We start from the raw sequence: 21,032 nt of genomic DNA, 5'->3' as shown, positions 1-21,032 counted from the left end.
CCTACCGCCCCGCCACCTCACCCGCGCTCAGGCTCGCCAGTCCTCCGTCGGTGCCCGGTGCCCGAGGTCCGGCCCCGGCGGGCGGCGCTCGCCGAGCTCCCAGGAGAGGTGGTGAGGAGCGGAGCCGTGGACCCTGAGCCAGCCGGCGTGGACGCCGTGGAGGTGGTGGGCGGCGCAGAGGGCGACCAGGTTGTCTGGGAGGTCGGAGCCGCCGTGGGAGCGGAAGGTGAGGTGGTGGGCGTGTGCGGCGGCGCGGCTGCAGCCTGGGACCTGGCAGAGGCCGTGGTCGCGGTGGAGGACCCGGCGCTGGACGGAGCGGCGAGGTGGAGGGAGGCCGGCCCAGGTGAGGAGGAAGTGGTCGCAGAGGGCAGAGAGGCAGGCGGGCTGGGAGAGCCAGCGGCCGGAGGCGCGCTCGGCGGCGCGGAAGGCGGCGGCGAGGAGGACGCCGACGGTTCTGGGGACGCGGAGGTCGAGGTGGCCGCGCGCCCGCACCTGCGCGGAGGAGGAGGTGTCGAGGAGGCGCTGGAGGGCGAGGCAGGAGAGCCCCTCGGCGCGGGCCACCCAGGCCTCGGTGGAGAGGTCGTCTGTGGCGACGCGGGCGACCAGGCGGGCCTGCTCGTAGGAGAGGCGGCCGGCGCGGAGGGCGGCACGGAGGGGAGGGAGCTCGTGGAGGCGGCGCTCGAGGGCGATGCGCTGCTCGACGGCGCGGGTGCCGAGGCCGAGGCGCTCCTTGAGGTAGTGGGGGAAGGAGAGGAAGCCCATGTCGCGCCAGAGGCCGAGGGAGCGGAGGAGGAGGGCGAGGTGGCCGAGGAGCTCGTCCCAGCGGGCGCGCAGGGAGGAGAGGTGGCGGAGCTCGAGGTCGAGGTCCTGGGGAGAGAGGCCGAGGGCGAGGAGGGGAGGGGAGCCGACCGGCTCGACGGTGGCGAGGAAGTCCCAGCGGTGGAACTCCTGCTCGAGGACGGCCTCGAGGTCGGCGCTCCAGGCGGGGATGGGCTCGGAGAGGGAGGGAGGGCGGCCAGGCCGGGGGCCGTTGGCCCAGGGCGACAGGTCTCCGGGGCAGGACCCTTCGGGATCGGTCCCGTCGGGCGGCGGGTCCCAGGCCTCGATGCCGCAGGCCGCCACCTCGTGGTCGGCGTCGTCGGGCGGGTGCTCGCCGAGGTACTCCTGGGCGATGGCCTCGAGCCGCTGCCAGGTGGGGGAGGCGGCGCCGAGCAGGCGGCCGGCCAGGGCGCAGGCCCGGTCGAGCGTGTCGGCCGTCTCGGGAGGGAGCGGGAGGACCAGCCGCTCCCAGGGCTCGTCGTCGTCGAACCCGGGTGAAGCCGGTGGCGCCCGCACCTGCGCACCCTGGCCTCCTGCTGCTGCCCCGTCCGCCGCCTTGCGCCTCGTCCTCCTCCACCGCCTCCCGCTCCCCCCGCGCCCAGGCCGCCACGGCCGCCTCGAGGGCCCGCGTGGTCTCACCCCGGGCCCGCTCCACCCAGGCGGCCTCGGCCTCGCCGCGCGCCGCCGGCAGGACCACCTGGGCCCGGCGCAGGCTCACCTCACCGCGGCGGACCGCAGCCCGGAGCACCGGCCGCTCGGTCAGCCCCGCGCCGAGCCGCACCAGGGCCTGCGCGGTCCGTCCGGCCAGGCCGAGCCGCTCGCGGGCGTAGTCGCCCACGCAGGAGTAGCCGAGCCGGAGCAGCCGGTCGCCGGCGGAGAGGGCCGCCAGCCCCTCGGCCAGGAGACCTCGAGCGCGCCCTGGCCGCGGGCCACGCGGGTGAGCAGGCCGTCGATCAGCAGGCCGGCCTCGCCGCGCAGCACGTGGCGCCGCTCCTCGAAGGGGACCTGCTCGAGCTGCCAGGCGGCCTCGGCCAGCGCGGCCGAGGGGGACAGGGCCTCCGGGTCGGAGGGCGGCGGAAGGAGGAGACCTGGACCTGGAGCACGGCTGCTCATGCGTGCAGTATGCGCTGCGGGTCTGACAGGCGGGGCGCCGGGGCGCGGGCAGGGCGGTGGTCACCGAGGGTGAATGGAGGCGGGGCTCGCGGGCACTGCTCAGGCGGCCCCCTCCCTCGTGCTGCCCCCTCACCCCGGCCCTCTCCCCCAGCGGGCTGGGGGAGAGGGAGGGCGGTGCCCTCGACCCCGACCCCGACCCCGACCTCGACCTAGACCTAGACCCCGACCTGGACCTCGACCCCGACCTGGACCTCGACCTCGACCTGGACCTCGACCTGGACCTCCACGGCACCCTCACCCCGGCCCTCTCCCCCAGCTTGCTGGGGGAGAGGCAGAGCGGTGGATGCGACATGCCTCGACCGGAGCCCCAGCAGGCCGCGTGAGCCGTGGACTGCGGCCCCGTCGCCCCTACCCCAGCGCCTTCTTGATCTTCGCCACCGCCGACCGCGCGTAGAGGTTGCACACACCCTTCTTGGCGGTGGGCGCCAGCCCCAGGGCGGCGATGGCCTTCTTCACCTTGGCGTCGGAGACGGACAGCTCGGCGGCGATCGTGGCGGCGGACAGGAGGTCGGACGGAGTTGACATGAGCGTCATGGTACCCGGGTTCACCCCATCCTGGGATGGCACGGCGCGCGCCGCCGTGGTGTCGATCCAGCAGACGTCGCCACGACCGAGGAGGTCCCCATGCTGCCCCCCTGGATGATCGAGACGCTGGAGCGCGAGCGCCGCGAGCGGGAGGCGCGGCAGCGGTCGGAGCGGCGCGCCGAGCTGGAGATCGTGCCGCCCGAGCCACCGCCGGAGCGCTCCCCGCCGACGTCCCGCCAGCCCGGCGTGGTTACCATCGAGCTCTGGTAGTCGCCGCCACGCCCCAACCCGCCTCGGCGCGGCGGAGGTCTGCGTGCGCCGCCGCGACGCCCGCGCCGATTGTCGCGAAGCCGACAGGCGCCGCGCCCCCGCCTGGCCCCGCCCCGGGCAGCGGCTGCTTCGCGGCGAGGCAGCCGGGCCCTCCGCCTCCACGCCCACCGCGCCGTTGCTCGGCAATCCCCGTGGCACCCGGCTTGCTCCCGGCTGCCGCTCTCACCCACGGGAAGGCGGCACCAATGAGCGAGGCGAAGGCGGTCGGGTCGGTCAGCTACTCCACCCAGGGCACGGCGTACTTCGAGGGGCGGCAGCTCAAGCGCGTGGCCGGCCCGTGGAAGCTGTGGGCCATGGGCGTGGCGGCGGTCATCTCCGGCGCCTTCTCCGGCTGGAACTTCGGCCTGGGCGTGGGCGGCTTCTGGGGCCTGGCCATCGCCACGGTGATCATCACGGTGATGTACCTGCTGCTGTGCCTCAGCCTGGCCGAGATGGGCACCGCGCTGCCGCACACCGGCGGCGCCTACTCCTTCGCCCGCACCAGCATGGGCCCGTGGGGCGGCTTCATCACCGGCCTGGCCGAGAACATGGAGTACATCTTCACCCCCGCGGTCATCGCCTTCTTCGCCGGGTCCTACCTGAAGGCGGTCTTCGCCGGCACCTTCCTGGGCGCCCTGCCGGACCCGCTCTGGTGGGCCCTGCTCTACGTGGTCTTCATCACGCTCAACGTGATGGGCGCCCACCTCTCCTTCCGCTTCGCCTTCGTCATCACGCTGGTGGCCATGGGCGTGCTGGTGCTCTTCTTCGGCGCCGCCCTGCCGCACGTGGACTTCGCCCGGAACCTCTTCGACATCCCCCCGCAGCCGGGCGCCACCGCGGCGCTGCCGTTCGGGCTGGGCGGGGTCTTCATGGCGCTGCCGTTCGCGGTCTGGTTCTACCTGGGCATCGAGGAGCTGCCGCTGGCCTCCGAGGAGACCAACGACCCGAAGCGCGACCTGCCGCGCGGCATCATCGGCGGCATCCTCACGCTCATCGTGATCACCCTCTTCACGCTGGTGCTCAACACCGGGATCGCCCCGGGCGCGGCCAAGCTCGCCACCAGCGGCGAGCCCATCCTGGACGGCTTCCGCACCATCTTCGGCGACGGCTCGGCCCGCCTGCTGGGCCTGGCGGCCACCGCCGGCCTGGTCGCCAGCTTCCACGGGATCATGTACGCCTACGGCCGGCAGATCTACTCGCTCTCCCGCGCCGGCTACTTCCCCACCTTCCTCTCGCTGACCCACCGCACCCACAAGACGCCCTGGGTGGCGCTGGTGGCGGGCGGCGTGGTGGGCTACGCGGTGATGCTGGCCCTGTGGTGGTTCTCGGCCGACGCCACCGTCTACATCGGCACCAAGCTGCTCTGCCTGGCGGTCTTCGGCGCCATGATCTCCTATGTGCTGCAGATGGCGTCGTTCGTCATCCTGCGGCTGCGCTTCCCCGGCCTGGAGCGCCCCTTCGTGAGCGCGGTGGGGGTGCCGGGGGCGATCGTGGCCGGCCTCATCGCGCTCGTCACCCTGGTGACGCTCTTCGTGGTTGACCCGGTCAACTACCGCTCGGCGGCGCTGGGCGCGGCCGCCTGGTTCGCGGCCGGCATCCTCTACTTCGCCCTGCACAGCCGCCGCCGCCTGGTCCTCTCCCCGGAGGAGGCCTTCGCCATCGAGGCCTCGCGCGCGGCGGCGGTGGCGGGGGTGGTCGAGCCCGAGGCGGCGTGACCGCGCCCGGGCCGGCGCGGCGGACAGCGCGTCCGCCCGCCGCGGCCTCGATCCGGACGACCCCATGCCCCGCCTCGCCGCCACCATCGGCCGCACCCGCTTCGCCTTCGCCGACCTGAAGGAGGTGCTGGCCAAGGCCTCGCCGCCGCGCTCCGGCGACGCCCTGGCCGGCCTGGCCGCCGGGTCGGCGCAGGAGCGGGTGGCGGCCCGCACCGTGCTGGCCGACGTGCCGCTGGCCAGGCTGCTGGCCGAGCCGCTCATCCCCTACGAGGACGACGAGGTGACGCGGCTCATCGTGGACCGCCACGACGCGGCCGCCTTCGCCCCGGTGAAGGACCTCACCGTGGGCGCCTTCCGCGAGTGGCTGCTGGCCTACCAGACCGATGCCCCTCGCCTGGCCGCGCTGGCCCCTGGCCTGACGCCCGAGATGGTGGCGGCGGTCAGCAAGCTGATGCGCAACCAGGACCTGGTGCTGGTGGCCGGGAAGTGCCGGGTCACCACCCGCTTCCGCAACACCATCGGCCTGCCCGGCCGCCTCTCGGTGCGGCTCCAGCCCAACCACCCCACCGACGACCCGGCCGGCATCGCCGCCAGCGTGGTGGACGGCCTGGCCTACGGCTGCGGCGACGCCGTCATCGGCGTCAACCCGGCCACCGACTCGGTGGCCTCCATGGAGGCGCTGGTGCGGCAGCTGGCCGACCTCATCGAGCGCCTGGAGCTTCCCACCCAGTCCTGCGTGCTGGCCCACGTCACCACCGCGCTGCGGGTCATGGCGCGCGGGGCGCCGGTGGACCTGGTCTTCCAGTCGGTGGGCGGCACCGAGGCCACCAACCGGTCCTTCGGCGTCTCGCTGGCGCTGCTCGAGGAGGCCCAGGCGGCGGCCCGGTCGCTGGGGCGCGGCACCGTGGGCCAGGACGTCATGTACTTCGAGACCGGGCAGGGCTCGGCCCTCTCGGCCGAGGCCCACCACGGGGTGGACCAGCAGACCTGCGAGGCGCGCGCCTACGCCGTCTGCCGCCGCTTCTCGCCGCTGCTGGTGAACTCGGTGGTGGGCTTCATCGGCCCCGAGTACCTCTACGACGGCAAGCAGATCGTGCGGGCCGGCCTGGAGGACCACTGCTGCGGCAAGCTGCTCGGCCTGCCCATGGGCGTGGACGTCTGCTACACGAACCACGCCGAGGCCGACCAGGACGACATGGACGTGCTGCTGACGCTGCTGGGCGCCGCCGGCTGCACCTACGTGATGGGCGTGCCGGGCGCCGACGACGTCATGCTCAACTACCAGTCCACCAGCTTCCACGACAGCCACTACCTGCGGCAGGTGCTGGGGCTGCGCCCGGCCCCGGAGTTCGAGGCCTGGCTCCGGCGCATGGGGATCCTGGACGACGCGCTCCGGCTCCAGCCGGTGGGGCGCGGCCACCGCCTCCTTCAGGCCGGTCTCGGCTCGGGCGGCCCCAGGCCGCCGGCCGGCCCCGCCGCCGGGGAGCCCGCGCCGTGAGCGACCAGCCGCGCCTGGTGGCCGACGCCTGGGCCCACCTGAAGGTCCTCACCGGGGCCCGCATCGCGCTCGGCCGGGCCGGCGGCTCGCTCCCCACCGCCGAGGTGCTGGGGTTCTCGGCGGCCCACGCCGCCGCGCGCGACGCGGTCTGGTCGGAGCTCGACCTCGACCGGCTGGAGGCGGACCTCTCGGCGCTGGGCGTCGGCCTGGCGGCGCTGCGCCTGTCGTCCTGCGCGCCGGACCGGGCCACCTACCTGCGCCGCCCGGACCTGGGCCGGCGGCTCGAGCCGGCCAGCGCGGCGCGGCTGGCGGCGGCCCGGGACGGCGGCTGCGACGTGGCCATCGTGGTGGGCGACGGCCTCTCGGCCACCGCCGCGCAGGCCCACGCGCCGGCGCTGGTGGCCGCGCTGGTGGCCCGCTGGCGGGGCGCGGGCTGCGGGTGGGACCGCTCACGCTGGTGCGGCAGGCGCGGGTGGCGGTGATGGACCCCGTCGGCGCGGCGCTGGGGGCGCGGGCGGCGCTCATCCTGCTCGGCGAGCGGCCGGGCCTGGGCTCGCCCGACAGCCTGGGCGCCTACCTGGTCTACGGGCCGCGGCCAGGCCGGACCGACGCCGAGCGCAACTGCGTCTCCAACGTGCGCCCCGAGGGGCTGCCGGTGCCGGCCGCGGCCGAGCTGCTCGGCTGGCTCACCGGCCAGGCGCTGGGGCGTGGGCTGAGCGGGGTGGAGCTCAAGGACGACCGCGGGCTGCCCGAGGTGCGGTCGGCGCCGGGCGGCCTCATCGCGCCGCCGGCCGACTGAGCCAGGGCCGGGCCCGCCCGGCCCGCTACTTCCCGCCGATCCGGGCCGCCAGCTCGCGGTTCTTCTGCGTGTAGCGGGCCACCTCGCCGTTGAGGAAGTCGTTCTCGCCGCGCAGGTCCTCGAGCTCGCCGGCGAGCTCGGCCAGCCTGGCCTCCAGCGCCGCCGCCCGCTCGGCGGCCGCCGTGGCCGCGCCGGCCGCCGCCGCCGAGGGCGCCGCGGCGCCCGGCCCGCGCGCCACCGCCTGCTCCAGCTCCTGGATGCGCCGCTTGAACTGCAGCTCGGCGCGCGCCCGCGCCTCCAGCCGGTGCTCCAGGTCGGCCAGCGTGGCCCGCAGCCGCTGCTGCTCGGCGGCGTGGCGCTGCTCGGCCTGGGTGGCGGCGGCGGCCGCGGCGGCGGCGGCCTGGCTGGCCTCGGCGCGCGCCTGGTCGACCTCGGCGCGCACCTGCCCGGCCTCGGCCCGCACCTGGCCCGCCTCGGCCCGCACCTGGCCGGCCGCCTGCTTCTCGCGCTCCAGCGCCGCCTCGGCCCTGGCGTTCAGCTCGGCGAACCTGGCCTCGGCGGCCGCCTTCAGCCGGACCAGCTCGGCCTTGGACGCCTGCTGGCCCCTGGCCAGGTCCTCGCGGGCCGCCGCCGCCGCCGCCTCGGCGTCGCCGAGCTTGCGCCTGGCCTGGGCCAGCTCGCCCTCCAGCCGCCGGGCCACCGCCGACAGCTCGCCGGTCTCGATGGCCAGCCGCTCGGCCAGCTTGGCCCGCTCCGCCGCGGTGGCCGCGCCGGAGCGCGAGGCGCTCTCGACGGCCTGGGTGCGCTGCGCCAGCAGCTCCTGCAGCGCCGGCAGCTCCTTGCGCAGCCGCACCGCCTCCTGGGCCGCCGGCTCGAGCGGCGCCAGCCGCGCCACCTCGGCCGCGAGGGCCGCCAGCTGGTCGGCGTCGGACGCGGCCTGCAGGTTCACCGCCCCCAGCTCGTGCTCCAGGCGGTCGGCCTCCGCCTCCTGCTCGGCGGCGCGCTGCGTGGCCGCGGCGCGGGCGGCCTCCAGCTGGGCGAGCTCGGCCCGCAGGCCCTGCTCGCCGGCGCGTGCGCCCTGCAGCGCGGCGCCGAGCTCGGCCGAGCGGGACCGCTCCCCTTGCAGCGCCTGCTGCAGCGCGGCCACCTGCTGCTCGGCGCCGCCGGCCCGCGCCGCCTCGGCGGTGAGCCGGCGGGCCGACTCGGCCGCCGCTTCCGCCTGGCGCCGCGCCGCCTCGGCCAGCGCCAGCTCCAGCCTGGCCCGCTCGCCCTCGGCGCGCGCCAGCTCGGCGGCCAGCCCGTCGGCTCGCGCCACGGCCTCGGCGTGGTCGCCGGCCGAGGCCTGGGCCCGGCCCTCGGCCTCGAGGATCCGCGCCTCCTGATCCCGCGCCGCGTCGTCGGCCCGCTGGGCCGCCTCGGTGGCGGCCACCTCCTGCGCCCCGAGCCGCTGGGTCAGGGCGGCCAGCTCCGCCAGCAGCCCGTCGCGGGCGGTGGTGAGCTGGTCGCGCGCGGCCCCCAGCGCCGCCTCGCGGGCCTGCGCCGCCGCGTCGAGCGAGGCCAGGTCCTCCGCCGCCTGGGCCTCCAGCGCCCGGAACCTGGCCTCGGCCGCCGCCGCGTCCTCGGTGGCCTGAACCTGCAGCGCCTGCAGCCTGGCCTCGGCCGCCGCCGCGTCCTCGGCGGCCTGGGCCTCGGCCAGCTGCAGCCGCGTGTCCGCCGCGGCCAGCTCCCCGGACGCCCTGGCCTCCACCGCCGCCAGCACCTCGGCGGCCGTGGCCTCGGCCGCCGCCAGCGCCGCGGCCGCCCCGGCCGCGGCCTCCGCCAGCTCAGCCGCCGCGCCGGCCTGCAGCGCCTGCAGCCTGGCCTCGGCCGCGGCGACGTCCTCCGCCGCCTGGGCCTCGAACACCTGCAGGCGCGCCTCGGCCGCCGCCGCGTCCTCGGCCGCCCGGGCCTCGAGCGCCTGCACCCTGGCCTCGGCCGCCGCCGCCTCACCCTCCGCCCGGGCGCGGTCGGCGCCGCGCTCGGCGTCCAGCTGGGTCAGGGCCTGGGCGTGCACCGCCTCCTGCTCGGCCCGCATGGCCTCGGCCAGGGCGTGCTCGTCGGCCCGATCGGCCGCCACCTCGCTCAGCTCGTTCAGGTGGGCCTGGCGCGCCTCCTCGAAGGCCGCCTCCACCTCGGCGCGGGCCTGCTCGGCCGCCGCCACCCGCACCGCCCACTGCTGCTCCGCCCGCTCCTGCTCCTGCATGGTCTCGGAGAGCACCTCCGAGAGCGACTGGCGGGTGCCGTCCACCTCGGCCAGCCTGGCCTCCAGCGCGGCCAGCTGCGCCGCGTGCGCCCCGGCCAGCCGCGCCGCCTCGACCCCGGCCGCCTGGAGCCGGGCCGCCGCCTCCGCCGCCTGGCGGGCCGCCTCGGTCGCCGCCTGCTCCGCGTGCGACGAGACCTCGGCCAGCCGGTCCTCCACCGCGGTGCCGTGGGCCTGGGCCGCCGCCAGCTCCTCGCGGAGGTGGGCGCCCTCGGCGCCGAGGGCGCGCCCCTCGCCGGCCAGCCCGGCCACCGCCTCGCGCAGCCGGTTGAGGAAGAGGTCGCGGGCCCGGAGCCGCTCGCGGAAGTACTCGAGCTTCTCCTCCGGCGTGCCCTTGGGCGGCGACGGGTCGCGCTGCCACTCGGCCAGCAGGGCCTCGGCGCGGGCCAGGGCCGACCCGGGCGCGGCGGCCGGCGGCGGCGCGGCGGCGGGCGCGGGTGCGGGCACCGGCTGGAGCGGGGCCGGCTGGGGCGGCGCGGCCGGCGGCGCCGCGCGCGCGGCGGAGGGCGGCCCAGGCGGGCGGGCTGGCGGTGCGGCGGGGGTGAGCCCGGCGGCGGGGGTGGGCGGCGCGGGGCGCGGGGCGGACGGCGGCGCGGCCAGCACCGGGGCGCGCAGGCTCCCGGGCGGCGGCGTCAGGCCGGGCTCGCCGGCGTGCAGCAGCGAGGCGGCGCGCGCCATCAGCTCCGGCAGGTCGAGCGGCGTGCGCAGGTAGGCGTCGGCGCGCCCCTTGCTCGCCCGGTGCGCCTCGATGGCCCCGTCGGCGGCCTCGCGCGTGTAGAGGATCAGCGGCGTGGTCGGGTGGGCCCGCTTGAGCCGGTTGCAGACCGAGAACCCGCTCATGTCGGGCAGCTCGGCCGAGAGCAGGATCAGGTCGGGCGGCGCGGCGCGGCACCGCTCGACCGCCAGCTCGCCGGCGGCCAGGGCCGTCACCTGGAAGCCGGCCGGCTCGAAGGCCTGCCGGAGCGAGTCCGTCAGCGAGGCCTCGGCCTCGACCACCAGGATGTTCCACGCCATAGGGTTGGCCGCATGCTACCGCCAATCGCGCCGGCGGGAGAGCCCGTCGTCCCGCCCACCCGCCCCCACCTCCACCCCGCTGGATCCCGGCCGCCGGACGGGGTACTCCCAACGCGCGATCCGAGGGCCAGGGAGGCGCCGTGCCGAGCTTCACCGTGACGTTCGACGTGGACAGGGACGGCGCCGAGGACCTCTCGGCCGCGCTGTGGGACGAGGGCGCCAGCGGGGTCGAGGTGCGCGACGGCGAGGGCACGCCCATGCCCGGCCTGCGCCAGCCGGCCCCGGGGCGGGCGCTGGTGGTGGCCTACTTCGCCGGGCGCGACGAGGCAGAGGCCGCCGCGGCGGGCCGCGCCGGCGAGCTGGCCGATCTGCCGGACCAGGACTGGAGCGAGACCTGGAAGCAGGGGCTGGCCCCGCTGTCCATCGGGCGGGCCTTCGTGCGCCCCAGCTGGATCCCGGCCCAGGTGCCGGAGGGCATGGCCGAGATCGTGCTCGACCCCGGCATGGCCTTCGGCACCGGCACCCACCCCACCACCTCGCTCTGCCTGGCGGCGCTCTCCGACCTGCTCCAGGCCCGGCCGGGCGCCCGGGTGCTCGACGTGGGCACCGGCTCCGGCCTGCTGGCCATCGCCGCCAGGAAGCTGGGCGGCGGCGTGGTGGCCGGCAACGACAACGACCCCATCGCGGTGCGGGTGGCGCAGGAGAACGCCGCGCTGAACGGCGTGGCGCTCGACCTCAACGAGCGCGACGTGGCGGCGCAGGACGGGCCGTTCGACCTGGTGTTGGCCAACATCCTGGCCAACACCCTGGTGGAGCTGGCGCCGGCCCTGGCGGCGCAGCTGGCCCCGGGGGGCGTGGTGATCCTCTCCGGCATCCTGCGCCCGCAGGAGGAGGAGGTGCGCGCCGCCTACCTGGCGGCCGGCCTCGTACCGCTGCCGGGCGGGGACCGCCGGCAGGACGAGTGGAGCCTGCTGGCGCTGCAGCGGGTCGTCTGACCGTGGCGCGCCGGGTCCACCTGCCGCCGGAGCGGATCGAGGCGGGGCGCGCCGCGCTCACCGAGGCGGCCCGCCACTACCTCCGCGACGTGCTCCGGCTGGCGCCCGGCGACGAGGTGGAGCTCTTCGATGGGCGCGGCGCCGCCTGGCCGGCGCGGCTCGAGCCCGGCCTGGAGTGGCTCAGCCTGGGCCCGCGGCGCGACGCGGCGCCCGGCGGACCGGCGCTCCACCTGCTCTTCGCGCTCGCCAAGGGCGAGAAGAGCGAGCTGGTGGTGCAGAAGGCCACCGAGCTGGGCGCGGCGAGGCTGGCGCCCTTCGCGGCGGCCCGGTCGGTGGTGCGGCTCGACGAGGCCAAGGGGGCGGAGCGGGCGGTGCGCTGGCGCCGCATCGCCGAGGAGGCGGCCCGCCAGTGCGGGCGCGCCGACGTGCCCGAGGTGGCGGCCCCGGCCTCGCTGGCGGCGGCGCTGGCCGCCGTGCCGGCGGGCTTCCGGCTGCTGGTGCTGCACGGGGAGGGCGGCGCGCCGCTCGGCGCGCTCGGGCTGGAGGGGGCGCCGGGCGTGGCGGCCGTGGTGGGGCCGGAGGGTGGGCTCGACGAGCAGGAGCTGGCGGCCTGCCGCGCGGCGGGCGCGCTCGGCACCACCCTCGGACCCCGCACGCTGCGCGCCGAGACGGCCGCCATCGCGGTGGTGGCGCTGCTGCAGGGGCTGGTGGGCGACCTGCGCTAGGTGGCGGCCCGTGGCGGGCCGATATCGCGGCGCCGCCACGAGCCGCCGTTTCTTTGATCGGCCCGGGGGGCGCGGGTAGCGTCCCGCTCGATGCGCTGCCCCCGCTGCCACGGCGAGACCGGTCACGCCGCCATCCGGTGCGCCGACTGCGGCGCGCCGCTGGCCCTGCCCGAGGAGCGGCCGGCCCAGCCGCTCGACCGGCCGCTCGAGCTCGATCGCCGCGGCACCCCGGTGCCGCCCGTGCCCTCCGGCCCAGCCGCGCCCCGGGACGAGGCGCCGGACGCGGGCGACCCGGTCCCGCGCCCGCATCCGCCGCCGCCCCTGGTGGGCGCGCCGGCCAGGCCCGGCGCCTGGCGCGCCGCCGCCCCGCCTCCGGCCGCGCCGCCCCCGGTGTCCCCGCCGCGGGCGCCGCCCCCGGTCAGCCCCCCGCGCGTCCCGCCGCCGGTGAGCCCGCCCCGCCCGGCGGCCCTGCACCCGCCGCCGTCCCCGACCGGCCCCGACGACCTCGCCGTGGGCGCGGCGCCCGGGCGGCCGGACGTCCCGCCGCCCGGCGCCGTGGTGGAGCTGCGGCGCGCCTCCTCGGGTCGCCGGGCGGCGGCCTGGCTGGTGGATGGCCTGCCGTTCCTGGCCGTCGCCGCGGCGCTGGTCGGCACCCTCTCGGCCGGCGACGCGACGGTGGCGCTGCAGCTGCTGGTGGTGGTGGGGCTGGCCTCCTTCACCTACCAGGCCCTGGCCCACTGGCTGCTCGGCGCCACCCTCGGCAAGCGGCTCCTCCGCCTGCGGGTGGTGGGGCCGGACGGCCAGCGCCCCGGGCCGGGGCGCAGCGCGCTCCGGGCCGCGGCCGCCGTCATGGGCACGACGCTGCTGGGGGCCGGGCCGCTGCTGGCCCTGTTCACGCAGAGCGGACGGGCGCTGCACGACCTGGTGGCCGGCACCGCCGTGGTGGACGCTTCCTTGACCGGCTCCGCCGGCGGGGCCTAGAACCCTCGGGGAGGGATCACCGTGCCGCGCGAGCTCGCCCAGCTCCTCGTCGACGAGCGCGTCGTGTCGCCCGACGACGCCGCGCGGGCCGTGGCACGCCAGCGCGAGGCCGGCGGGGCGCTCGACACCGCCCTGCTCGAGCTCGGGCTGGTGGCCGAGGACCAGCTGGCGGGCCTGCTCTCTCGCGCCTCCGACCTGCCGGCCGCGCCGGCCACGGCCTACCAGGCGGTGGACGCGCGGGCCCGGCGGGTCTTCCCCTCCAAGGTGGCCGAGCGCCACGGCCTGGCGCCCTTCGCCCTCGACGGGCGCGAGCTCTCGCTGGTGGCGGTCCACCCGCTCGACCTGGGGCTGCTCGACGAGCTCTCCTTCATGCTCTCGCTCCACCTGACGGCCCACGTCGGGCCCGAGCACCGGGTGCGGGCGCTCATCCACAGGCTCTACGGCGCCCCGCTGGCCCCCCGGCTGGCCAGGCTGTCCCGCCCCGAGCCGGCCCGGACCCCGTCCCGGCCGTCGCTGCCGGCGCAGGCCGGCCCGCCGGCGCGGCCCGGCGGCTTCGGCGGTTTCGCCCGGAGTGACGAGCCCATGGAGCCGCTGGCCGCGGCGCTGGCGCAGGCGGCCGAGGCCTTCGAGCTCGACTGGGAGCGGGAGGCGCTGGCCGCCCAGCTGCCGCCGGCCCCGACGCTGCCCCGGCCCGGCGAGCCGCCGGCGCCGCCCTCGCCCCGGCCCACCCCGGCCCTCACGCCGCCGCTCGGCTCCGACGCGCTGACGCCGTCGCCGCTGCCGCTCCGGCCGGCCCCACCCGCGGGCGCCCCGCCGGACGAGGCGGCGCCCGGCGCGGCCTCGGCCGCCTCCATGGTCGCCACCGCGGCGGCCGCCGCCGCGGCCGAGCCGGAGCCCGAGCCCGCGGAGGACGAGGAGCAGGCCGACGCCGAGGCCGACGCCGAGTCGGCCGCCAGGCTCGAACCCGCCGGTGCCGACGGGCCGGACGCCTGGGCGGTGCAGCCGCCGCCCGACCTGCCCGGGCCGGAGGGCGGCGCCGCGCCGCCCCCCCCGGCCCCGCCCGCCGCCGACCGCAGCCTGCCGCCCCGCTGGACCATGGCCCGGGCCCGCGCCGAGCTGGCCGCGGCCACCAGCCGGGATCAGGTGGTGGAGGCGGCGCTGCGCTACGCGCGCGACTTCTTCGAGTTCGCCGCCTTCTTCGCGGTGACGCGCGACGCGGTGGCCGGCCACGACGCCATCGGGCTGGAGGACGGCACGCGCGACCTGGTCCGCACGGTGGCGCTCTACACCACCGACCCCGGCATCTTCCGCACCGCGCTCGACACGCTGGCGCCCTACCTCGGCCCGGTGGCGCGCGACGCGGCCGGAAGCGCGGCCGTGCTCGACGGGCTGGCCCGCGGCGCGCCCCGCACCGCGCTGGTCTACCCGATCCTGCTGCGCGGCAGGCCGGTCTGCATCCTGTACGCCGACAACGGCGAGGCCTCGGTGTCGGCCCGCAGGCTCGGCGACCTCCTGATGTTCCTGTCCACGGTGGGCGGCGCCTTCGAGCGGATCATCCGCGCCCGCAAGGTGGAGCCGGCCGGGCCCGCGGCCGCGCCGGAGGCCGAGGCCTGGTCGGTGCCGCCCGCGCCGGGCGCCAGTCGGCCGCCGGAGCCGGACCCTGCACCCGCGGCGCCTGAGCAGCTGGCGTCCGAGCCATACGCCGAGCCACCGCCGGAGGCCCTGCTCACCGAGGCGGCGCCGGAGGGCGGAGCGGTTCCGGCTGCGACCGCGACCGCGACCGCGACGGCGACGGCGACGGCGCCCCCGACCGCGACCCCGACGGCGACCGCGACCCCGACCGCGACCGCGACCCCGACCGCGACCCCGACCCCGACCCCGACCCCGACCCCGACCCCGACCCCGACCCCGACCCCGACCCCACCGCTCCCCGACCGCGTCGCCACCCGCACGCCCCCACCGCCCAGCCGGCTGGACCCGCTGGAGGACGCCTTCTTCTCCTCGGCGCCCGGTGAGGTCCCGCCCGAGCTCCTGGCGACCCCCGCCGTCCCGCGCGCCGCCGCCGGACCGACCCCCGCCGTCCCGGACGCCCCGGACCCGTCGATCTCCATCGCCATCGAGCTCCCGCCCGCGCCGCCCCCCGTGGCCGCCGCCCCGCCGCCACCGCCACGTCCGGAGGCCCCCGAGCCGTCGATCTCCATCGCCATCGAGCTCCCGCCCGCGCCGCCCCCCGTGGCCGCCGCCCCGCTGCCACCGCCACGTCCGGAGGCCCCCGAGCCGTCCATCTCCATCGCGATCGAGCTCCCGCCCGCGCCGCCTCCCGCCGCTGCGGCCGAGCCCGCCGCCGCCCCGGAGGGCGTCCCGTCGCCCCCCCCGGTGCCCTCGCCCGGGCCCTCGCTCGACCTCCCGCCGGCCCTGGCCGCGGCCCTGGAGGTGGCGCCCCCGCCGCCAGCCGCGGCCGCCCCGCCTGCCGGCGACACCTCGGCCTCGATCGACCTCACCCTGGAGAAGCCGCTGCCGCCGCCGCCCTCGCCCCGGCCCGACCAGGACCCGGCGGCGCTGGTGGCCGACTACCTCACCAGCCCCCGCGGCAGCGACGAGCGGGCCCGGCTGCTCGGCTGGCTGGTCGACCGCGCCGAGGAGGTGGCCCCGCTCCTCTGCCAGGCGCTCCCCGGCCCGCTCGACGTGGCGCCCGAGGCGCGGGCCGCCGCGCCCGTCACGGACCACGGGCCGGTGCTGGCCGCGGTGGCGGCGCTCGGCTCGGCGGCCGTCCGCCCGCTGCTGGCCCTGGTGGGCGACCCCGACCCTGGGCGGCGCCGCGCCGCGGCCGACCTGCTGGGCCTGGCCGGCGACCCCGAGGCCTTCCCGCTGCTGGCCGACCGCTGCTTCGACCACGACCCGGCGGTGGCGGAGGCGGCCCGCGGGGCGCTGGCCCGCCACCGGCGCGATCCGGCCATGAAGGGCGTGCCGGAGCGGCTGCGCCGCGCCCTGCTCTCCGGCCTGGCCGGTCGGGCCGCCCCGGCGGCCCGCGCCATCGCCGCCCTGCGCGACGCCGAGTCGATCCCCATCCTCATCCAGGCGCTGGAGGGCAGCGACGCCGCCACCGCGGCCGCCTCGGGCGAGGCCCTGGCCACCATCACCCTGCAGCGCCACGGCACCGCGGCGCGCGCCTGGCTGCTCTGGTGGAAGCAGAACCGCGGCCGCACCCGGGCGGAGTGGCTCTTCGGCGCGCTCACCGCCGGCGACCGCGACCTGCGGCTGCAGGCGGCCGCCGAGCTGCGCGAGGCGGCCGCCACGCCGGTGGCCTACTCCGCCGACCTGCCGGAGGCCGAGCGCCACCAGGCGGCCCAGGCCTGGGCCAGCTGGTTCGAGCGGGGCGGTCACCGGCCGTGAGCCGCCCCCCGCAGTCCCCGGAAGCCAGGCGAGGCGCCCCATGACCACCCCCGTCGATGCCGATCCCCGCCGCCGCCGCCTCGACGAGAAGGACGCGGAGGCCGGGGCGGGCGGCGGCCAGGCGCGCGTGGACAAGCAGCACCGCGACGGCAAGCTGACCGCCCGCGAGCGGCTCGAGCTCCTGCTCGACCCGGGCACCTTCGTGGAGATGGACCGCTTCAAGACCCACCGCGCCACCGACTTCGGGCTGGATCGGCAGAAGATCCCCGGCGACGGCGTGGTCACCGGCTACGGGCTGGTGGAGGGCCGCCAGGTCTTCGTGCACGCCCAGGACTTCACCGTCTTCGGCGGCTCGCTCTCCGGCGCCTTCGCGGAGAAGATCTGCAAGGTGATGGACCTGGCGCTGGAGGTGGGCTGCCCGGTCATCGGCCTGGCCGACTCCGGCGGCGCGCGCATCCAGGAGGGCGTGGTGGCGCTGGCCGGCTACGCCGACATCTTCCTGCGCACCACCCTGGCCTCCGGGGTGGTGCCGCAGCTCTCGGTGATCATGGGCCCCTGCGTCGGCAGCGCCGTCTACGGGCCGGCCATCAGCGACTTCATCTTCATGGTGAAGGGCACCTCCTCGCTCTTCACCGCCGGACCCGAGGCCATCCTGGCGGTCACCGGCGAGGAGGTCAGCAAGGAGGACCTGGGGGGCGCCCAGTCGCACGCGCAGCGCTCCGGGGTGGCGCAGTTCGCCTTCGACACCGAGGAGGCCACGCTGCGGGCGGTGCGGGCGCTGCTCTCCTTCCTGCCCCTGAACAACGCCGACGACGCGCCGGCGCTCCCCTGCCGCGACGACCCGGCCCGTCAGGACCCGGCGCTGGCCACCCTGGCGCCAGAGGACCCCACCCGGCCCTACGACGTGCGCGACGTGATCCGCGCGGTGGTGGACGACCGCCACCTGCTGGAGGTGGCCGAGCACTTCGCCCAGAACCTGGTGGTCGGCTTCGCCCGGCTGGACGGGCGGCCGGTCGGGGTGGTGGCCAACCAGCCGGCGGTGCTGGCCGGCGCGCTCGACATCAAGGCCTCGGTCAAGGCGGCGCGCTTCGTCCGCTTCTGCGACGCCTTCAACCTCCCGCTGGTCACCTTCGTGGACGTGCCCGGCTTCCTGCCCGGCGCGGGGCAGGAGTGGGGCGGCATCGTCCACCACGGGGCCAAGCTGCTCTACGCCTACGCCGAGGCCACCGTCCCCAAGGTCACGGTCATCCTGCGCAAGGCCTACGGCGGCGCCTACGCCATCATGGCCTCCAAGCACCTCAGGGCCGACGTCTCCTTCGCCTGGCCCGGCGCCGAGGTGGCGGTGATGGCCCCCGAGGGGGCGGTGGGCATCCTCTTCCGCAAGGAGCTCCAGGCCGCCAAGGACCCGGTGGCCGAGCGGGCCCGCCTGGTCTCCGAGTACCGCGAGCGCTTCGCCACCCCCTACGTGGCGGCGGAGCTCGGCTACCTCGACGAGGTCATCCGCCCGGAGCAGACCCGCCCCAAGGTCATCCGGGCGCTGGCCATGCTGCGCACCAAGCGGCAGGTCCTGCCGCAGAAGAAGCACGGCAACATCCCCCTGTAGCCCCCAGGAGCCCACGTGACCCACCCGACCCTGCGCCGCGCCGCCCTCTTCCTCGCGCTCCTCCTGCCGCTGGCCGCCGCCGCCGGCGAGACCAAGGAGACCAAGGCCAAGAAGCCGCGCCTCGCCATCCTGGACTTCCCGTCCACCCACAACGCCCACGCCTGCGGCGGCTGGTCGAGCAACTCCGGGATGATGTCCGACGTGCTGCGCGACCTCTTCACCTCCGAGATCTCCGAGCGCGCCCACGGCAAGCTGCGGCTGGTGGAGCGGGAGCGGCTCAAGGACCTGCGCGAGGAGCTGGCCTTCCAGCAGAGCGACGAGGTGGACCCGGGCTCGGCCCAGAAGGTGGGCAAGCTGCTGGGCGCCAAGTACGTGCTGACCGGCAAGATCACCCGCTTCGCCTGCAAGGTGCAGAGCGCCAGCACGGGCTGGGGCGTGGGCGCGCTGGTGGGCAAGGTCACCGGCAGCGGGCTGGCCGGCAGCGTGGCCGGCAGCGTCAACGTGAAGAAGGTCAACTTCTCCGGCCGCCTCGACGCCCGGCTCATCGAGGTGGAGACCGGCGAGATCCTGGTGACCTTCAAGGACGAGTCCGAGACCGGCGACACCTCCGCCAAGGTGGCCGGCGGCGGCTCCGAGGTGGAGTACGACGACGAGCTGGCCAGCAAGGTCTTCGAGCCGCTGGTGCAGAAGATGTCGGCCAAGATCGTCAAGAAGACGGTGAAGCTCTCCGAGGAGGAGGAGGAGGAGGACGAGAAGTAGCCGCGCCCGCTCGCCAGAGGCCACCCACGTGCTCCCGCTCCTCGCCCTCGCCCTCGCCCTCGCCGCCGACCCGGCGGCGCCGGCCACCGCGCCGGCCCCGGCCCGTCACCAGATCGCCGTCCTGCGGCTGGAGGCCTCGGGCGTGCCCCCCGAGCTGGCCGAGTCGGCCACCGCGCTGGTGCCCACCGAGGTGCGGCGCTTCCGCCCCGAGAGCCGGGTCCTCTCTTCCGAGGACGTGCGGGCGCTGCTGACCCACCAGAAGGACCGGCTCATGCTCGGCTGCGGCGGCGACGCCGCCTGCCTCGTGGAGCTGGGCGGGGCGCTGGGCGCCGACGAGCTGGTGGCCGGCCGCCTGGGCCGGCTCGGCGAGACCTGGGTGGTGGAGCTGCGCCGGGTGGAGGTGGCGCAGGCCCGCAGCCTGGGCTCGGCCACCCGCACGGTGCGGCGCGCCGACGCCATCGCCTCGGCGGTGGTGGCGCTGGTGGCGGAGCTCTTCGGCGCGCCGCCCGCCCCGGGCCACGCCGCCGGGGCCGCCGGCGCCGCGACGGCCCAGGCCGGCCAGCCCGCCGGCTCGGCCGCGCCGCCGCCCGGGTCGGTGCGGCTGGCCTTCCCGGCGGCCGCGCCGGACGGCGCGCGGCTGCCCTCGCCCGAGCTCACCGCGGAGGAGCTCGAGCTGCGCCCCATCCGCTACGCCGGCACCAACCACCGGGCGGTCTACGGCCTGGCGCGCCAGCTCCTCGGCGACGCCGGGCTGCCCATCGAGCGGGAGTGGACCGACGACGACGCGCGCCTCCGGCTGCGCAGCCACTGGTTCGCGCTGGAGCGCGGGCGGCGGCTGCGGCTGCGGGTGCTGGTGGACGGCCGCGTCGGCCTGGACCTCGACCGCGAGCGCTGCGGCCCGGACGGCTGCGAGGAGGCGCCCGACCTGTCGCGGCGCGAGCTCGGGCTGGCCCGGCAGGTCCAGGAGGCGCTGCGCGGGCCGGTGGAGGCCTCGCGGTACTGAGGGCCGCGGCTAGGGGGCCGGGCTGGCGGGCGCCGCGCTCCCGGCGCCCCGGCGCAGGCCGGTCCGGACCCAGTCGGCGATCTCGGCGATCTGCTCCGGCGTGAGCTTGCCCCGGTAGGGCAGCATCTTGCCGCGCCCGTCGGCGATCACCTGCTCGACCTCGGCCTGCGAGAGCGTGCTCTTCCTGAGGTCGGGCGCGCCCACCTTCTTGCCGAGCGGCTTGTCCCCCGAGCCGTCCAGGGCGTGGCAGGCCAGGCACTTCTTCCCGTACATCTGGCGGCCGTCGTCCGCCCGCCCGACGGCGGGCAGGAGCAGGGCGGCGAGGAGCAGGAGCGAGGGACGCAGCATCGAGGCCTCACGGAGGGTGACGGGAGCGGCGCGCGGTTCCCGACGAGTAGACCACGCCGGCGGGCTCCCGGCGCGCCCGTCCGACCCACCCTGGCGGGGGGGTGTGGGTGGGCTGGCCACACCCCAGGCCGCTGGTCACGACCGGGGGCGGCGGGGTAGGAGAGCCGCTCCCTGGGACGCGGAGGAGTGGAGATGGCCGAGCTCGTGGTGGAAGACCTGGTGGTCGGCGCTGGCGCCGAGGCCGTGGGGGGCAAGACCGTGGAGGTGGACTACACGGGCTGGCTCCTCGACGGGAAGCAGTTCGACTCCTCGAAGGGGCGGGGCCCGTTCGCCTTCGCCCTCGGCGGCGGCCAGGTCATCAAGGGCTGGGACCAGGGCGTGGCCGGAATGAAGGTGGGGGGCAAGCGCAAGCTCACCATCCCGCCCGAGCTCGGCTACGGGATGCGCGGCTACCCGGGCGTCATCCCGGCCCAGGCCACCCTGGTGTTCGAGGTCGAGCTGCTGGCGGTGCGGTAGGCCGGGTCGTCCGCGGGCCGCGGCCTACCCTGGCCGGGCCCCCCGAACGCGCGAGCCCGGCCCCCTCGCGAGGGCCGGGCTCGAGTCCCTGGACGACGCGTGCCTTACGCCTTGCGGACGTTGGCGGCCTGGAGCCCCTTCGGCCCCTTGACCACGTCGAACTCCACCTTCTGGCCCTCGGACAGGCTCTTGAAGCCGTCCGCGTTGATGGCGCTGTAGTGACAGAACACGTCCTCACCCCCGTTGTCCTGGGTGATGAAGCCGAAGCCCTTCGCGTCGTTGAACCACTTCACGGTGCCGGTCGCCATTCGCTAGCTTCCTTCGTCGATTCGATCCGCCGGGATGACAGTCGATCCAGCTCGGGGACGCTGGACGGAAAAGATCTGTATCGAAATTTTCAGCTGATCGGAAGATCCGAGACGCGGAGGAGGCGGGATCCGGGCTCCGGCGAGGGCCGGCCCGCCGGCCCCAGCGTGCCATCGCCGCCCGGTCCGGCCCCGCCGCCGGCCCCGTGGGCGACCCCGTCGCCGCCTGGCCGGACCTCCACCTGCGACCCCG

17 protein-coding genes and 1 pseudogene are annotated in these 21,032 nt (G+C 77.5%); 12 read left to right on the top strand and 6 right to left on the bottom strand.

The features are described from left to right. Positions 1 to 27 precede the first annotated feature (27 nt). The 3 genes from IPO09_14320 to IPO09_14310 all read right to left on the bottom strand — a co-directional run bounded on the left by IPO09_14320 (position 28) and on the right by IPO09_14310 (position 2,526). Positions 28 to 1,335 (bottom strand): HNH endonuclease, encoded by a 1,308-nt coding sequence (locus IPO09_14320; protein MBK9518495.1) that lies wholly within the window; start codon positions 1,333 to 1,335, stop codon positions 28 to 30. 243 nt (positions 1,336 to 1,578) lie between these two features. Then, positions 1,579 to 1,932, bottom strand: a complete 354-nt coding sequence (locus tag IPO09_14315; GenBank protein ID MBK9518494.1) for a hypothetical protein — start codon at positions 1,930 to 1,932, stop codon at positions 1,579 to 1,581. A gap of 408 nt (positions 1,933 to 2,340) precedes the next feature. Beyond that, positions 2,341 to 2,526: a hypothetical protein gene (locus tag IPO09_14310; protein MBK9518493.1), complete on the bottom strand. Its 186-nt coding sequence runs from the start codon at positions 2,524 to 2,526 to the stop codon at positions 2,341 to 2,343. Positions 2,527 to 2,616: 90 nt separating this feature from the next. Between IPO09_14310 and IPO09_14305 the strand changes: the two genes are divergently transcribed. The 4 genes and pseudogenes from IPO09_14305 to eutC all read left to right on the top strand — a co-directional run bounded on the left by IPO09_14305 (position 2,617) and on the right by eutC (position 6,838). After that, positions 2,617 to 2,787 carry a hypothetical protein gene (locus IPO09_14305; GenBank protein MBK9518492.1) on the top strand — a complete coding sequence of 57 codons (171 nt, stop codon included), beginning with the start codon at positions 2,617 to 2,619 and terminating at the stop codon, positions 2,785 to 2,787. 245 nt (positions 2,788 to 3,032) lie between these two features. After that, on the top strand, positions 3,033 to 4,541 hold the full coding sequence (gene eat, locus IPO09_14300; protein MBK9518491.1) for an ethanolamine permease: 1,509 nt from the start codon (positions 3,033 to 3,035) through the stop codon (positions 4,539 to 4,541). Positions 4,542 to 4,605: 64 nt separating this feature from the next. Then, complete coding sequence (locus IPO09_14295) at positions 4,606 to 6,039, top strand: ethanolamine ammonia-lyase subunit EutB (GenBank protein MBK9518490.1); 1,434 nt, start codon at positions 4,606 to 4,608, stop codon at positions 6,037 to 6,039. Beyond that, positions 6,036 to 6,838 (top strand): annotated as a pseudogene (gene eutC / locus IPO09_14290) (ethanolamine ammonia-lyase subunit EutC). Before IPO09_14295 ends, eutC begins: the two are co-directional and overlap by 4 nt. 25 nt (positions 6,839 to 6,863) lie before the next feature. Here the strand turns inward: eutC and IPO09_14285 are convergent. After that, positions 6,864 to 10,151, bottom strand: a complete 3,288-nt coding sequence (locus tag IPO09_14285) for a response regulator (GenBank protein ID MBK9518489.1) — start codon at positions 10,149 to 10,151, stop codon at positions 6,864 to 6,866. A gap of 140 nt (positions 10,152 to 10,291) precedes the next feature. On the opposite strand from IPO09_14285, the gene IPO09_14280 reads away from it, so the two are divergent. From IPO09_14280 to IPO09_14250, 7 genes are all read left to right on the top strand, one after another. Beyond that, positions 10,292 to 11,146, top strand: coding sequence for a 50S ribosomal protein L11 methyltransferase (locus IPO09_14280; GenBank protein ID MBK9518488.1), 855 nt, complete (start codon positions 10,292 to 10,294; stop codon positions 11,144 to 11,146). A 2-nt stretch (positions 11,147 to 11,148) separates the two neighbouring features. Further along, positions 11,149 to 11,871 carry a 16S rRNA (uracil(1498)-N(3))-methyltransferase gene (locus tag IPO09_14275; protein ID MBK9518487.1) on the top strand — a complete coding sequence of 241 codons (723 nt, stop codon included), beginning with the start codon at positions 11,149 to 11,151 and terminating at the stop codon, positions 11,869 to 11,871. A 90-nt stretch (positions 11,872 to 11,961) separates the two neighbouring features. Continuing rightward, a complete protein-coding gene (locus tag IPO09_14270; protein MBK9518486.1) occupies positions 11,962 to 12,852 on the top strand; it encodes an RDD family protein in 891 nt (296 codons plus the stop codon). Between the two features lie 21 nt (positions 12,853 to 12,873). Continuing rightward, positions 12,874 to 16,245: a HEAT repeat domain-containing protein gene (locus tag IPO09_14265; protein MBK9518485.1), complete on the top strand. Its 3,372-nt coding sequence runs from the start codon at positions 12,874 to 12,876 to the stop codon at positions 16,243 to 16,245. Positions 16,246 to 16,285: 40 nt separating this feature from the next. Beyond that, positions 16,286 to 17,848, top strand: coding sequence for a methylmalonyl-CoA carboxyltransferase (locus IPO09_14260; GenBank protein MBK9518484.1), 1,563 nt, complete (start codon positions 16,286 to 16,288; stop codon positions 17,846 to 17,848). A 15-nt stretch (positions 17,849 to 17,863) separates the two neighbouring features. Further along, positions 17,864 to 18,607 carry a hypothetical protein gene (locus tag IPO09_14255; protein MBK9518483.1) on the top strand — a complete coding sequence of 248 codons (744 nt, stop codon included), beginning with the start codon at positions 17,864 to 17,866 and terminating at the stop codon, positions 18,605 to 18,607. Positions 18,608 to 18,635: 28 nt separating this feature from the next. Further along, entirely contained in the window at positions 18,636 to 19,610 is a 975-nt protein-coding gene (locus tag IPO09_14250; GenBank protein MBK9518482.1) for a hypothetical protein, read from the top strand. Between the two features lie 9 nt (positions 19,611 to 19,619). On the opposite strand, the gene IPO09_14245 is transcribed toward IPO09_14250, so the two are convergent. Continuing rightward, positions 19,620 to 19,958 (bottom strand): cytochrome c, encoded by a 339-nt coding sequence (locus IPO09_14245; GenBank protein ID MBK9518481.1) that lies wholly within the window; start codon positions 19,956 to 19,958, stop codon positions 19,620 to 19,622. Positions 19,959 to 20,150: 192 nt separating this feature from the next. On the opposite strand from IPO09_14245, the gene IPO09_14240 reads away from it, so the two are divergent. Then, the gene (locus IPO09_14240; GenBank protein ID MBK9518480.1) at positions 20,151 to 20,474 is read left to right on the top strand and encodes an FKBP-type peptidyl-prolyl cis-trans isomerase; all 324 of its coding nucleotides are present in this window, start codon (positions 20,151 to 20,153) and stop codon (positions 20,472 to 20,474) included. Positions 20,475 to 20,578: 104 nt separating this feature from the next. Here the strand turns inward: IPO09_14240 and IPO09_14235 are convergent, their stop codons facing one another. Continuing rightward, positions 20,579 to 20,782, bottom strand: coding sequence for a cold-shock protein (locus tag IPO09_14235; GenBank protein MBK9518479.1), 204 nt, complete (start codon positions 20,780 to 20,782; stop codon positions 20,579 to 20,581). Positions 20,783 to 21,032: the final 250 nt, after the last annotated feature.

The organism is Anaeromyxobacter sp. (genome assembly GCA_016718565.1).
Lineage (GTDB): Bacteria > Myxococcota > Myxococcia > Myxococcales > Anaeromyxobacteraceae > JADKCZ01.
Note: the sequence above shows the minus strand (reverse complement) of the source record. Positions and strands in the feature narration are given on the sequence as shown.

Bases quoted from the DNA above. Each gene is read 5' to 3' on its own strand.
- IPO09_14315 (MBK9518494.1), bottom strand. From the start codon at position 1,932: ATGAGCAGCCGTGCTCCAGGTCCAGGTCTCCTCCTTCCGCCGCCCTCC.
- IPO09_14310 (MBK9518493.1), bottom strand. From the start codon at position 2,526: ATGACGCTCATGTCAACTCCGTCCGACCTCCTGTCCGCCGCCACGATC.
- IPO09_14305 (MBK9518492.1), top strand. From the start codon at position 2,617: ATGCTGCCCCCCTGGATGATCGAGACGCTGGAGCGCGAGCGCCGCGAG.
- eat (MBK9518491.1), top strand. From the start codon at position 3,033: ATGAGCGAGGCGAAGGCGGTCGGGTCGGTCAGCTACTCCACCCAGGGC.
- IPO09_14295 (MBK9518490.1), top strand. From the start codon at position 4,606: ATGCCCCGCCTCGCCGCCACCATCGGCCGCACCCGCTTCGCCTTCGCC.
- IPO09_14285 (MBK9518489.1), bottom strand. From the start codon at position 10,151: ATGGCGTGGAACATCCTGGTGGTCGAGGCCGAGGCCTCGCTGACGGAC.
- IPO09_14270 (MBK9518486.1), top strand. From the start codon at position 11,962: ATGCGCTGCCCCCGCTGCCACGGCGAGACCGGTCACGCCGCCATCCGG.
- IPO09_14260 (MBK9518484.1), top strand. From the start codon at position 16,286: ATGACCACCCCCGTCGATGCCGATCCCCGCCGCCGCCGCCTCGACGAG.
- IPO09_14245 (MBK9518481.1), bottom strand. From the start codon at position 19,958: ATGCTGCGTCCCTCGCTCCTGCTCCTCGCCGCCCTGCTCCTGCCCGCC.
- IPO09_14240 (MBK9518480.1), top strand. From the start codon at position 20,151: ATGGCCGAGCTCGTGGTGGAAGACCTGGTGGTCGGCGCTGGCGCCGAG.
- IPO09_14235 (MBK9518479.1), bottom strand. From the start codon at position 20,782: ATGGCGACCGGCACCGTGAAGTGGTTCAACGACGCGAAGGGCTTCGGC.